Origin of the sequence: Caballeronia sp. S22 (assembly GCF_964261745.1) — a bacterium.
Lineage (GTDB): Bacteria > Pseudomonadota > Gammaproteobacteria > Burkholderiales > Burkholderiaceae > Caballeronia > Caballeronia jiangsuensis.
The window spans coordinates 324,964-338,662 of the sequence record NZ_OZ180038.1; the positions used below are offsets into that span (position 1 = coordinate 324,964).

8 protein-coding genes are annotated in these 13,699 nt (G+C 64.0%); 4 read left to right on the plus strand and 4 right to left on the minus strand.

Annotated elements, in window-relative coordinates; translation table 11 throughout:
* Position 1 precedes the first annotated feature (1 nt).
* From ACEN42_RS28175 to ACEN42_RS28185, 3 genes are all read left to right on the plus strand, one after another.
* Entirely contained in the window at positions 2-1,075 is a 1,074-nt protein-coding gene (locus ACEN42_RS28175) for an amino acid--[acyl-carrier-protein] ligase (protein WP_371883798.1), read from the plus strand.
* Positions 1,072-2,076 (plus strand): DUF1839 family protein, encoded by a 1,005-nt coding sequence (locus tag ACEN42_RS28180; RefSeq protein WP_187604113.1) that lies wholly within the window; start codon positions 1,072-1,074, stop codon positions 2,074-2,076. The genes ACEN42_RS28175 and ACEN42_RS28180 overlap by 4 nt, the downstream gene beginning before the upstream one ends.
* A 73-nt stretch (positions 2,077-2,149) precedes the next feature.
* Positions 2,150-4,615 (plus strand): glycosyl hydrolase 2 galactose-binding domain-containing protein, encoded by a 2,466-nt coding sequence (locus tag ACEN42_RS28185; RefSeq protein WP_371883799.1) that lies wholly within the window; start codon positions 2,150-2,152, stop codon positions 4,613-4,615.
* Here ACEN42_RS28185 and ACEN42_RS28190 read toward each other — a convergent pair.
* Both ACEN42_RS28190 and ACEN42_RS28195 read right to left on the minus strand, forming a co-directional pair.
* Positions 4,612-5,547 carry a Gfo/Idh/MocA family protein gene (locus ACEN42_RS28190; protein ID WP_371883800.1) on the minus strand — a complete coding sequence of 312 codons (936 nt, stop codon included), beginning with the start codon at positions 5,545-5,547 and terminating at the stop codon, positions 4,612-4,614. The two genes, ACEN42_RS28185 and ACEN42_RS28190, sit on opposite strands and share 4 nt — an antisense overlap.
* Positions 5,548-5,607: 60 nt before the next feature.
* A complete protein-coding gene (locus ACEN42_RS28195; protein ID WP_371883801.1) occupies positions 5,608-9,144 on the minus strand; it encodes an indolepyruvate ferredoxin oxidoreductase family protein in 3,537 nt (1,178 codons plus the stop codon).
* A 104-nt stretch (positions 9,145-9,248) separates the two neighbouring features.
* Between ACEN42_RS28195 and ACEN42_RS28200 the strand changes: the two genes are divergently transcribed.
* Entirely contained in the window at positions 9,249-10,154 is a 906-nt protein-coding gene (locus ACEN42_RS28200; RefSeq protein WP_238211257.1) for a LysR family transcriptional regulator, read from the plus strand.
* Positions 10,155-10,172: 18 nt separating this feature from the next.
* On the opposite strand, the gene ACEN42_RS28205 is transcribed toward ACEN42_RS28200, so the two are convergent.
* Both ACEN42_RS28205 and ACEN42_RS28210 read right to left on the minus strand, forming a co-directional pair.
* On the minus strand, positions 10,173-11,615 hold the full coding sequence (locus ACEN42_RS28205; RefSeq protein WP_371883802.1) for an MFS transporter: 1,443 nt from the start codon (positions 11,613-11,615) through the stop codon (positions 10,173-10,175).
* A 52-nt stretch (positions 11,616-11,667) separates the two neighbouring features.
* Positions 11,668-13,629: an aconitase family protein gene (locus tag ACEN42_RS28210; protein ID WP_371883803.1), complete on the minus strand. Its 1,962-nt coding sequence runs from the start codon at positions 13,627-13,629 to the stop codon at positions 11,668-11,670.
* Positions 13,630-13,699: the final 70 nt, after the last annotated feature.

A 13,699-nucleotide genomic window follows, 5' to 3' on the forward strand; every position in this document is an offset into this window, starting at 1 on the left:
TATGAACATGCCGACGGAACAGGCCGCCATGATGCAGGCCGAAGCACAAGCACAAGCACAAGCACAAGAGACTCAGGCACCTTACGACAAATCGGACTTGACCTTGCGCGATCGCCTGATCGAAGCGGGCATTCTGCTCGACACGGGCGAAGATGGTCTTTACGGCCGCAGCGAAGTGTTCGAGGACGTCGTCGAGCGTCTCAATCAGGCGATCACGATGCTCGGCGCGGACCAGCACGCGGAAGTGCTGCGCTTTCCGCCCGCGATGCGCCGCCGCGATTTCGAGGACAGCGAGTATCTGAAGAGCTTCCCGAATCTCGCGGGCACGATTCACTCGTTCCAGGGCAACGATCGCGGGCATCATCGCCTGCTCGAAGCGCTCGACAAGGTCGTGCATATCGGCGAGGAAGAAGAGCGTTCCGATGAATGGATGGATCAGCAAAAGCCCACGCGCCTCGTGCTCACGCCGGCCGCATGCTATCCGATCTATCCGCTCGTCGCGAAGCGCGGCAATCTCGCTGAAGACGGCGCGACCTTCGATGCGTTCTCGTACTGCTTCCGTCACGAGCCGTCCATCGATCCGGGCCGCATGCAGATGTTCCGCATGCGCGAGTACATTCGCGTCGGCAGCCCCGAGCAGGTAATGGCGTTCCGTCAGAAGTGGATCGAACGCGGCTCGCTGCTCGTGAACCTGCTCCAACTGCCCTTCGAGATCGACCTCGCCAACGATCCGTTCTTCGGGCGCGGCGGCATGATCGTCGCGGATAGCCAGCGCGCGCAGCAACTCAAGTTCGAACTGCTCGTGCCGGTGGCGACACCCGACCGTCCGACCGCGTGCCTGTCGTTCAACTATCACCAGGACCATTTCGGCGAGCTCTGGCACATTCGTCAGGCGGACGAGCAGGTCGCGCATACCGCATGCGTCGGCTTCGGCATGGAACGCACGACGCTCGCGCTCTTCCGTCACCACGGACTCGATGTCAAGGCGTGGCCCGAGAAGGTGCGTCAGTTGCTGTGGGGCGACAAGGCGCCGCTCATCGACGAAGGTCTCGCGAATCTGGGAAGCCAGACATGAACGCACGCTCGCCGGCAGAAGCCGTGACCGCACCGTCCGCGTCCGCGGACGGCGCGTACCGCCAGCACCTGCTGCATCGTGAAGAGCGCGTGTGGCTGGAGACCAACTGTTACGTCGACTTGTGGATCGAGTTGCTGCATCACTACGGTTGCGATCCGCATGCGGCGCTCGGCTTCACGGTAACGCAGGCGTTCGAGGGCGATCAGTTCACGTTCCCGAAGTTCTCGCTCGACGATATATCGCGGCTCTATGGCCTGCAGGCGCAGGAGCTCGCGATCTACGACACGCTGGAAGCGCATGTGCGCGAGCAGACGCGGCGCGGGCAGATGGTGGTGGTCGAAATGGATTCGTACTATCTGCCCGATACGCGCGCGACCGCGTATCGGCAGACGCATACGAAGACGACCATCGCCATCGATGCCATCGACACCGACGCGAAGCGCATCACGTACTTCCATAACGCGGGCTATTTCGCGTTATCGGGCGAGGACTACGATGGCGTGTTCCGTCTGATGCCGGGTCTCGCCAGCGATGTGCACGCGCTCTTCCCGTACGTCGAGTTCGTGAAGCGCGCGCGTGCGCCGCTCGAAGGCGATGCGATGGTGCAACGCTCGGTCGAACTGCTCGCATTGCGGCTCGCGGATCGTCCTGCGACGAACCCGGTCGCGCAATGGCGCGCCGCATTCCCCGAGCATTTGCGCGCGTTGCTCGAACGTGATCCCGCGTACTATCACCTCTACACGTTCAACGTGATGCGTCAGCTCGGCTCGAACTTCGAGTTGCTGTCGAAGTATCTCGGCTGGCTGAAGTGTCACGGCGTGGACGTCCCGAGCGACATCCAGACGAGCGCGCAGGCACTCGCGAGCGAAGCGATGGTCATGCAGTTCCGTCTCGCGCGCGCCCGCATGCGCTCGCGCACCGACGCGTGCGAAGATTGCCTCGATTCGATGCAGGCTTCGTACGACAAGGTCATCGAGCCGCTCGCCGCGCGCTTCCTCTGAACGCCAAGGCCGCGCGGTCAATCGCGCGGCTTTGGCGTCGCTCTCTTTCGAATCCCATCGACGAGGTAGGCACATGCACGTCCTGTCCGCGCACGCGCCGCGGCGTCTCTCCGAAGGCTGGCAGTGCGTGAGCACGCCCGCGGGCGCATGCACGACACCCGCATCGCTCGATACGTTCACGCAGTGGATCGACGCGCCCGTGCCCGGTACGATCGCGTCCGCCTTGCGCGCGAGCGGCGTCAGCGACGAAGCGCTCGCGCAGCCGTTCGCGCATTCGGATCACTGGTATCGCGTGAAGCTGAGCGGCAACGGCAGGCGGCGTCTGCGCTTCAACGGGCTCGCGACCATCGCTGAGATATGGCTCGACGATCGCAAGCTGCTCGAATCGGATTCGATGTTCGTCGCGCATGATCTCGATGTCGATCTCGATGGCGAGCACACGCTTCATCTGTGCTTTCGCTCGATCGCGCCCGCGCTGGCGGCGAAACGCGGACGCGCGCGCTGGCGTCCGAAGCTCGCGCAACCCGCCACGTTGCGCAACGTGCGCACGACGCTGCTCGGGCATATGTCCGGATGGTGCCCGACGATTCAACCGGCGGGACCGTGGCGCGCGATCGACGTGATCGGCGAATCGCGCGCGTGCATCGACAACGTGGACATGCGCACGAGCGTCGATGGCACCGATGGCGTTCTCGATGTCACCGTGCGCTACTTTCATGCGCAGGAGCAAAACCCGGTTCGGCTCGGATGCGGCGAAGCGCAAGCCACGATGCAATGGCAGGACGCGCACACGCTCACGGGCCGGTTGCGCGTGCCGGACGTGGACTTGTGGTATCCGCATACGCATGGCGAGCCGTCACGCCATACCGTCAAGCTCGGCGATATCGCGCTCGGCGAAGTCGGCTTTCGCACGATCGAAGTCGATCGCGGCGCGGACAAGCAGGGCTTTCAACTCGTCGTGAACGGCGTGCCCGTGTTCGCGCGCGGCGCGTGCTGGACATCGGCGGATATCGTCGCGCTCGATGCGCCGCGCGAGAAGCTCGACAAGATTTTCGGACTGGTTCGCGATGCGGGACTCAACATCGTTCGCGTGAGCGGCATCACGCTCTACGAGTCCGACACCTTCTACGAACTCGCCGACAAACACGGCGTCCTCGTATGGCAGGACTTCGCGTTCGCGAACTTCGACTATCCCGACGACGAAGCCTTTCGCGCCAGCGTGCAACGCGAAGCCGAGCAGTTCCTCGCGCGCACGCGGCGCTTCGCGTCGCTCGCGGTGCTGTGCGGGGGAAGCGAAGTGCATCAGCAGGCGGCCATGCTCGGCCTTCCCTTCGACGCGTATCAGCAGCGCCTCTTCAACGAACTCTTGCCGAATGCAGTCGCGATGCAACGGCCCGATGTCGCGTACGTCGTGAACTCGCCGAGCGCGGCGCCCGGCGATACGGTATCGATGCCGTTCGGTACGGGCGGCGGCATCACGCATTACTACGGCGTGCCCGCTTATCAGCGTTCCTTCGATGATGTGCGCCGAGCGCAAGTGCGCTTCGCATCGGAATGTCTCGCGTTCGCCAATGTCCCCGACGATGTCGCGCTGCACGCCATGCCGAACCCGCGCGCGCATGAACCGCGCTGGAAAGCGGGCGTGCCGCGCGATCCCGGCTCGGCGTGGGACTTCGATGATGTACGCGAGCACTACATGCAATCGCTCTATCGCATGGACGTGCCGCGCTTGCGTTATGAAAACCCCGAGCGTTATCTGGAGCTATCGCGCGCCGTCGTCGCCGATGTGATCGGTGCGGTGTTCTCGGAGTGGCGTCGCGAAGGATCGACGTGTGCGGGCGGCATCGTATGGAATCTGCTCGATGTGCGTTCGGGTGCGGGCTGGGGCGTCATCGACGTGCTCGGTGCGCCGAAGAGCGCGCTGCATGGACTCGCACGCGTGCTGCAACCGGTGCAGGCGCTGATCCTCGATGAAGGACTCGACGGCCTCGACGTGCATCTCGTCAACGAGACCGCGCGCGAGATTCGGGCGCGCGTCGAACTGACCTGCCTGCGTGAAGGCGCGGTCAAGGTCGTGGGCGGTTCATGCGATGTCGTATTGCAGGCGCGCAGCGTGCAGCGCGTGTCGTCGAATGCGCTGATCGGCGCGTTCTTCGATATCGCCTATGCATACCGCTTCGGCCCGCGAGCGCACGACGCGACGCATGTCGTCCTGCGCGATACGGACACGGGCGACGTGCTGTCGGAAGCGTTCCATTTCCCCGATCCGTCGATCGGCGAGCGTCGCGATATCGGCTTGAATGCGACCGTCGAGAAAGACGGTGAAGACTGGAGTCTCGTCGTCGAAACGGCGCAGCTTGCGCGCTGGGTGCATGTGGTCGATCCCAACTACTTCGCGCGCATCGACTGGTTCCATCTCGCGCCGGGCAGCACGCGGCGCATCCCGCTCGTTGCGCGGCATGCGAACGTGAGCGCCGCGCCCGAGGGCGATGTGTCCGCGATCAATGCGATAAGAAGCGCGGCATATCGCGCCGCCTAGCGCCCGAATGCTTCGGTTTCGACACGCCTGCCGTTGAGAAATGCATCGGCGACGAGTTGCAGCGGACGCACATCGACATCGCTCGTCTTCGATTCGATGAGCGCGTGAAAGTGCTCGTATAGCGCGGGATATTCGCGCTCGCGTCCGAGATCGATCTCCTTGCCCGCGATGGAGAGGCGCTTGCCGCCTTCGCGCATCGACAAACGGCCCGCGTCCGTGTCGATGTCGATATCCCATTCCTCGACCGGACCGTGACGCCAGTCGAAGACCGCGCGCACCGGCGCGCCGTTCGTCGCGATGCAATCGAGTTCCGCCGCGATCGGCGTGGACGTATCGCTCGGCACGGTGAGCGTGGCCCCGCGCAACGCGACCTCATGCGGCAGGATGCGCGTGACGATCGACAGCGCGTTGATGCCCGGATCGAACACGCCGAGGCCGCCAGGTTCCCAGATCCATTGCTGTCCCGGATGCCAGCGGCGCACGTCTTCCTTCCAGCGCACTTCGACGGACCGAATCGCGTCCGCATTCTTCGCGAGCCATTCGCGCGCCGGTTCGACTGCGCTCGCCGCACGCGAATGCCACGACGCGAACAGCGTGCAGCCGCGCGCCCGCGCGATCTCGTCCAGGGCGGCGACTTCGCTCACGCTGGCGCCGGGCGGCTTTTCCAGCATGACGTGCTTGCCCGCTTCGAGCGCGGCCAGCGCCTGCTCGTAACGAACCTGCGGCGGCGCGCAGAGTGAGACGGCTTCGATCGAGGGCTCGGCGGCGAGCAGCTCGCCGATATCCCGATAGTTGCGCACGCCATCGACGCTCGCATTGCGGCTCGCGCACGCGACGAGTTCGAATCCTGGCTGCGCGGCGATCGCGGGCAGGTGCTGATCCCGCGCGATCTTGCCGATGCCGACGACAGCGAGCTTGCATACTCCATTCATGCGATGTCTCCTTACGCTTCGAGTGTGTCCCCGAGCGTAAAGATACCCTATCGCCTCCGATCAGGCCGTCGCGGCCATCTTCACCGTCGCCCGATAACGCTCGATCAAACGCTCGCGCTTCGTCGCAACCGCCGCCATATTGCGCTCCTTCACATGGCCGAAGCCCCGGATTTCATCGGGCAGCTTCGCGAGTTGCAGCGCGGCGTCGAAGCGGTCTTCATCGAGCGTGGCGCAGAATTCATCGACGAGCGCGAGGTAGTCCGCGATCATCTTGCGCTCCGTGCGGCGCTCGGCCGTTTTGCCGAATATATCGAGCGATGTGCCGCGCAAGCCTTTCATCTTCGCCAGCACGCGGAACGCGGGCAGCATCCATGCGCCGAAGGTCTTCTTCACGAGATGACCGTGCTCGTCGCGCTTCGCGAATAGCGGCGGCGCGAGATGGAACATCAGCTTGTAATCGCGGCCCGGTTCGCCTTCGAACTGCGCGCGCAGCTTGTCGAGATACGCGGGATCGGCGTAGAGACGCGCGACTTCGTATTCGTCCTTGTAGGCCATGAGCTTCGCGAGGTTCACGGCGACCGCGCGCGTGAGCGGCAGCTTAGCGTTCAAGGCCTTTTCCTTCTCACGCATGCGCTCGACGACACTGCGATACGAGCGCGCATACGCTTCGCCTTGATACGCGGTCAGCAAGGCTTCACGCGTTGCGATCACGTTTTCGAGCGACTCGGGCATCTTCACGACGATCGCATGTTGCGTGGACTTGAGCAGATCGCCCGCGCCGTGTTGCGCAACGTAGCGGCCCCAGTCGAACGCGAGCCAGTTCTTCTCGACCGCGACGCCGTTCAGTTCGATCGCGCGTTTGAGGCTTGCCAGTTCGAGCGGCAACCAGCCCTTCTGCCATGCGAAGCCGAGCAGCAGCGGATTCGAATAGATCGTGTCGCCGAGCAGTTTCAGCGCGAGCGCGTAGGCATCGATGAATGCGCAGCCCGCGCCGATGCTGTCCGATAGCGCCTGCTCCGTCTGCGCCGCGGGAAAGGTCCATTGCGCATTGGTGACGAACTCGGCGGTCGGCGTCGCGCCGCTGTTGATGGCGGCCTGCGTGATGCCATGCCGCGTGCGCGAGAGCACGTCGTTCGATGCCGACACGATCGCATCGCAGCCGATCACGAGCCGCGCTTCGCCCGTCGCGATGCGCGTCGCATGCAGCGCCTTCGGCTCCGGCGCGATCTGCACGTGGCTCAGCACCGCGCCGCCCTTCTGCGCGAGACCGGCCATATCGAGCACCGTGACGCCCTTGCGCTCGATGTGCGCCGCCATGCCGATCAGTCCGCCGATCGTCACGACACCCGTTCCACCGACACCCGTCACGAGAATGCCGTAAGGCTTCGACAGTGCGGGCAATGCCGGCAACGGCAAGCTATCGAAATCGGGCTTCGCGCCGCCTGCCGCTTTCGGCTTTCGAACCTGCGCGCCTTCGGCGGTGACGAAGCTCGGGCAAAAGCCCTTCACGCACGAAAAGTCCTTGTTGCACGACGACTGATTGATCTTGCGCTTCGTGCCGAGCGGCGTGTCCATCGGTTCGACGGACAGGCAGTTCGATTGCACCGAGCAATCGCCGCAGCCTTCGCACACGGCATCGTTGATGAACGCGCGGCGTGCGGGATCGGGATACGTGCCGCGCTTGCGGCGGCGGCGCTTTTCCGTCGCGCAGGTCTGGTCGTAGATCAGAATGGTCGTGCCTTGCGTATCGCGCAGCTCGCGCTGAATGCGATCGAGCTCGTCGCGATGATGCACGCTCACGCCTTGAGGCAACGCGACGTTCGCATCGTATTTCCGCGGCTCGTCCGTCACGATGACGATACGCTTCGCGCCTTCCGCGAAGACCTGATGCGCGATCTGCGGCACCGTCAAGACGCCGTCGACGGGCTGGCCGCCGGTCATCGCGACCGCGTCGTTATAAAGAATCTTGTACGTGATGTTCGCGTTCGCCGCGATCGCCGCGCGCACCGCGAGCAAGCCCGAATGGAAATACGTGCCGTCGCCGAGATTGACGAACACGTGCTTGTCGCCCGAGAAATGCATCTGGCCGATCCACGCGACGCCCTCGCCGCCCATCTGGCTGAAGGTCTCGGTCTTGCGGTCCATCCACATCGACATGTAATGGCAGCCGATGCCCGCGAGCGCGCGCGAACCTTCGGGCACGCGCGTCGACGTGTTATGCGGACAGCCCGAGCAGAACCACGGCTTGCGCTCGACATCGACGCGCGGCTTGATCGCCTCGCGCTCTTTCGCTTCGATCGTTTCGACGCGCGACAGCATGCGGGCGCGCACATCGGCGGGAAGATCGGCGCGTGCGAGACGTCGCGCGATGGCCTTCGCGATCAGCGCCGGCGATAGCTCGTAATGCGCGGGCAGCAGCCAGTCGCCGCGCGGCACGGACCATTCGCCGCCTTCGTTGTCGCGCTCGTCGAACTTGCCGTAGATGCGCGGACGCACGTCCTCGCGCCAGTTATACAGCTCTTCCTTCAGCGCATATTCCAGAATCTGCCGCTTCTCTTCGACGACGAGAATCTCTTCGAGACCGGTCGCGAATGCGCGTGCGTCCTGCGCATCGAGCGGCCACACGCAGCCCACTTTCAGCACACGCAGGCCGATCTGCGCGCAGGTTTCATCGTCGAGACCGAGATCGACGAGCGCCTGACGCACGTCGAGGTACGCCTTGCCCGCGGTGATGATGCCAAAGCGCGGCTTGTCGGAATCGATCACGACGCGATTGAGCTTGTTCGCGCGCACATAGGCCAGCGCCGCGTACCACTTTTCGTCGAGCAGACGCGCTTCCTGCGCGAGCGGCGAATCCGGCCAGCGGATGTTGAGGCCGCCTTCGGGCATCGCGTAGTCGGCCGGCGTGACGATCTCCACGCGGTCCGGATCGAGGTCGATCGACGCGGTGGATTCGACAACGTCGGTCACGCATTTCATCGCGACCCACAGACCCGAGTAACGGCTCATCGCCCAGCCGTGCAGGCCGTAGTCGAGATACTCCTGCACGTTCGACGGATACAGCACCGGAATGCCCGCCGCGATGAACGCATGATCCGACTGATGCGCGACCGACGACGACTTCGCCGCGTGATCGTCGCCCGCGAGCACGAGCACGCCGCCGTGCTTGTCGGAGCCCGCGGAATTCGCGTGCTTGAAGACGTCGCCGGTACGGTCCACGCCGGGGCCCTTGCCGTACCACATGCCGAACACGCCATCGCGCGTCGCGCCCGGCCACAGATTGACCTGCTGCGTGCCCCAGATCGAAGTGGCGGCGAGATCCTCGTTCACGCCCGGCTGGAACACGATATCGTTGTCCTTCAGATGCTGCTTCGCCTTCCACAGCGACTGATCGAGCGCGCCGAGCGGCGAGCCGCGATAGCCCGAAATGAAGCCCGCCGTATTCAGCCCGGCCTTGCGATCGCGCGCCTTTTGCAGCATCGGCAGACGCACAAGCGCCTGCGTGCCGCTGATATAGACGCGGCCTTTCTCCAGCGTGTATTTGTCGTCCAGGGAAATGGTCGCGGCTTCTAGCGCGGCGCGGTCGGGTGCATTCATCGGGGCTCGTCTCCGGGATAGGGAATTTTGTTTTTTGCCGAGTATAGAAAGCCGATTCGACATCGTAAAATCACGAATAAACAACTCTGGTATCTGAAAATCAGATGGCCTTCGATCTCACGCTCCGGCAATTGCGCTATTTCGTGGCCGCCGCGCAAACCGGCCAGTTCTCGATGGCGGCGGCCAACGAGCACGTATCGCAATCGGCGATCACCAACGCGGTGCTGGCGCTGGAAAGCGCGCTCGGCACCAAGCTGTTCGAGCGCATGCCGCAAGGCGTGGCGCTCACGCCCGATGGCCAGGACTTCCATAACCACGCGCGCCGCGTGCTCGAAGCCGCCCGCGACGCGATGCACATGCCGCCGTTTCGCGCGCACGACATGCGCGGCGTCGCGCGCATCGCGGCGTCGTATACGGTGCTCGGGTATTTTTTGCCGGAGTTGCTCGCGCGCTTTCGTGCGACGTATCCGTTCATCGATTTCGATCTGCGCGACATGGAGCGGCCGCAGATCGAGGAAGCGGTGGCAAGTGGCGATGTCGATATCGGCGTCGTGCTGCTATCGAATCTGCAGCGGCCGAATCGCTTCGACACTCAGGTGCTGATGCGCTCGCGCCGGCAGTTATGGGTCGCGCCGTCGCATCCGCTCGCGCAGCAGCAGGCGGTATCGCTGAAAGATATCGCCGCGCATCCTTATATTCTCATCACCGTCGATGAAGGCGAGCAATCGACGATGCGCTACTGGCACAAGAAGCGCCTCGAACCGAACATCGCGTTTCGCACGAGTTCGATGGAGGCGCTGCGCGGACTGGTGGCGCACGGCTTCGGGGTCACCGTGCTGTCGGACATGGTGTTTCGGCCGTGGTCGCTCGAAGGCAAGCGCATCGAGGCGCGGCCCGTGAACGACGCCATTCCTCACATGGAAGCGGGCATGATCTGGCGCAAGGGCGCGACGTTGAGCGCCCCGTCGACCGCCGTGCAGCAGTTCCTGATTCACGCGTGCGGCGCTTGATACAACCGCGATGCGCGCTCAGTGAGAGATGCTTTCGAGCGATCTTCCGAGCGTGCGCGGTCCCATCAATCCAATGGACAGCATCACGAGCAGCATCGCGCCCGCGATGAAGCCGAACACGCCGGTCACGCCCGCCTCTTTGAGCACGAACGCGATCACGAACGAACTGAACACCGCCGACAGCCTGCTCCACGAATACACGAAGCCGACGGCACGGGCGCGAATCGCCGTCGGATAAAGCTCCTGCTGATACGTGTGATAAGTGAAGGAGATGATGTTGCCCGCGAGCGTGAGCAAAACGCCGAGCGTGACGATCATCACGGCCGCCGACGCCTGACTGAACAGAAGGCCCGCGACGATATTCACGCCCGCCATGAACACGATCACATGCTTGCGCTCGAAACGATCGGCGATCCAGTAACCGAGCAATGGTCCGATAGGCGCGGCCAGTCCGATCACGGTGGTATAGAGCAGGCTCGATGTGACCGTCACGCCCTGCTTGACGAGCAAGGTCGGCACCCAGTTCGCGAAGCCGTAGAAGCCGACCGTCTGGAAGATATGAAACACGATCAGCATCAGCGTGCGCTTGCGGTATGGCGGATTCCACATGTCCGCGAAACCGGCCTTCTTCGCGATCGGGTCGGACGGGCCCGGCTCTGGCAGCGTCTTGCCGTACTGAAGCGAAACCTTGTCTTCGAGGCGGCGCAGGACTTCATCGGCTTCGTCGAATCGTCCCTTGCTCGCAAGCCAGCGCGGGCTTTCCGGCAGATTGCGCCGGAAATACCACACGAAGAGCGCGCTCACGCCGCCGACCAGCGCGACCCAGCGCCAGCCGTCGAGGCCGAACGGCGCGCGCGGCACGAGCAGATACGAAAGGAACGCGACGACCGGCACCGCTGAAAAGCCGACAGCCTGACACACCGCGAACGCCCTGCCGCGCAGATGCTTGGGCGAAAGCTCCGACAGGTAAGTCCCGATTGTCACCAGTTCCACGCCGATGCCCAGCCCCGACACGAAGCGCCAGAAGTTGAGCCAGAGCGCGGTGTCCTGAAACGCCATCACGGTATTCGCGGCGACATACCAGAGCAGCGAATACGTGAAGATCGCGCGACGTCCAAAGCGGTCCGCGAGAAAGCCGCAAGCGATCGTGCCGATGAAGAGCCCGCAGAACAACGCCGCGATGAAGCTCGCGACGCCCGTCGTGCCGAACAGGCCCGCGGTCGTCGCGGTCAGGATGCCGCTCTTCACGAGACCCGGCGCGATATAGCCCGTGAAGAGCAGATCGTAGAGCTCGAAGAAGAAGCCGAGGCTCAGGAGGAAGATGAGCTTCCATATCGCGCGCGTCGCGGGAAGCCGGTCGAGGCGCGCCGAGATGCCCGCCGTATCCGCGATGGCGGGCGCATTCGATAGCGCGTGGACCGCGGCGTCGGGCAGACCCGAGGTGCCCTGCATGATGGCCATTGTCGTCTCCTGTATGTATTTTGATGCCGCATCGATGGCGGCTCGATCGTGCTTACTTCGTGAAGCGCTGCTGCAACTCCGCGAACGATGCGATGCGGCCGAGCAGCGCGCTCGCCGCGACCGTCGGCGGGCTCGCGAGCCATACCTTACCCGGACCGGACCGGCCCGGAAAATTTCGATTGATCGCGCTGATGGTGACTTGTTCCGCCTGTGTCGATGAACCCGGCCCGCAGTTCGCGCACGCGCCGCACGAAGGCTGAAGCAGAATCGCGCCGACGCGTTCGAACGCATCGACATAGCCTTGCGCGACGCAATAGTCTCGCACGTCCTGCGTGCCGAACTGCAAATAGAGCTTCACGTTGTCGGGCACGCGCAGGCCGCGCTGTGACGCCCACGAGAGCACGTCGTGATAGTGATCGAAGTCCTCGCGCTTGCCCGCCGTGCATGATCCGCCGTAAGCGATATCGACGCACGGCCGTTCATCGAGCGCGGCAAGCGCGATGCCATTGCCCGGATCGCCGGGCGCGGCGAGCATCGGCGAGAGACGCGCGCAATCGATCGCGATGACATCGGCGTAGCGCGCGCCTTCATCGCTCTTCATCCACGGCTCGATCGTGAAGTCGATGCCGCGACGTTCCTTCAGGAAGCGCACGGTTTCATCGTCGGGGGCGACGATGCCCGTGAAGCCGCCGAGCTCGGCGGTCATGTTGGTGAGCGTCGTGCGCTCGTCGGTGGACAGGCTCGCGATGGCCGCGCCCGCGAACTCGAACACCTTGCCGACGCCCGCGCCCGCGCGAATGCGTGCGTCCGCGAGCAGATGAAGCACGATATCTTTCGCCGTCACGCCCGGGGGAATCGGACCATGCAGATCGATACGCAACGATTGCGGCACGGTCATGCGGACCGCGCCGGTGACGAACGCGTTCGCCATGTCCGTCGTGCCGACGCCGAACGCGACGCAGCCCAGCGCGCCGCTATGCGGCGTATGCGAATCCGTTCCGACGACGACCTGTCCCGGCAACGCGTAACGCTCGGCCATCATCGCGTGCGAGATGCCTTCCGAGCCTTCATCGATAGCGCTGTTCGCTTCGTTCAGATAGCCGTGATTGCGCACATCGTAGTCATGCGCGAAAGCGCGATGCGCGTCGGACAACTCGCGCACGTTCGGCAGCAGGCCGTTACGCACATGCAACTCGCTGCGATGCGAATACGAAAGATGATCCTCGAACGCGAGCATGCTTCGCGAGTCGTGCAGCGCGAGCGGGCGCCCGAAGGTCGCGTGCAGCATGTGCGCGGCCATGCCGGTGTAGTACTCGTGGATGAAACGCCAGTCGGCGCGCACGAAGATGCCGTTGCCCGGTTCCAGCGACGCGCTCGTCACATCGGTCGTCAAGGCATGGCGCGCGAGAATCTTTTCGACGAGCGTACGCGGCGTGTCATGGTTCGATAGTTCGCCAACGCTAACCCGCTGCATGTGCAGCTTTCCATAGCGCAGCAGCCCGCCGCTCTTCAGGATCGCCGCCGCCAGCGGATCGCGATCGGCGACGAGTTCATCGATATCGATCGCCTCGCCGCGCCGGATGCGCTGGATCAAACCGAAATCCGTCGATGTGAAAAGCCCGAGATTGTCCGCGTTCTGCCGATAAATTCGCTCGAAGCTGCGCGCGATCACGAGCCGAATGCCCGCGTGATATTCCGCGAGCGGGCTATGTTCGCGCGATGAACCCTTGCCGTAGCGCGTGCCCGCCACGGTCACCTGAAAGCCGCCTGCACGCACGCCATCGATGCCGACAGGATTGCGCCCGCCCGCATGAAAACCGACGTAAGGACACTGGCCGAGACGTTCGTCGAAACGCGTGAGCACGCTGATCGGCGTGATCTCGTCGGTGGAAACGTCGTCGCGCAGCGCGCCTGCTTCATCGGGCGTCAGGTCTTCGCCCGCGAGTTGCCGGTCGATCTTCGCCGGGTCCGCGCAAAGAAACAGCATTCGCCCGCTTACATCCAGTTTGGCCATCGCATTCTCCTCCGATGCCAATCTAGACGCACTCGCGCGCGTTTGCGAAGTGTTGGTTCGGCACAGGGGG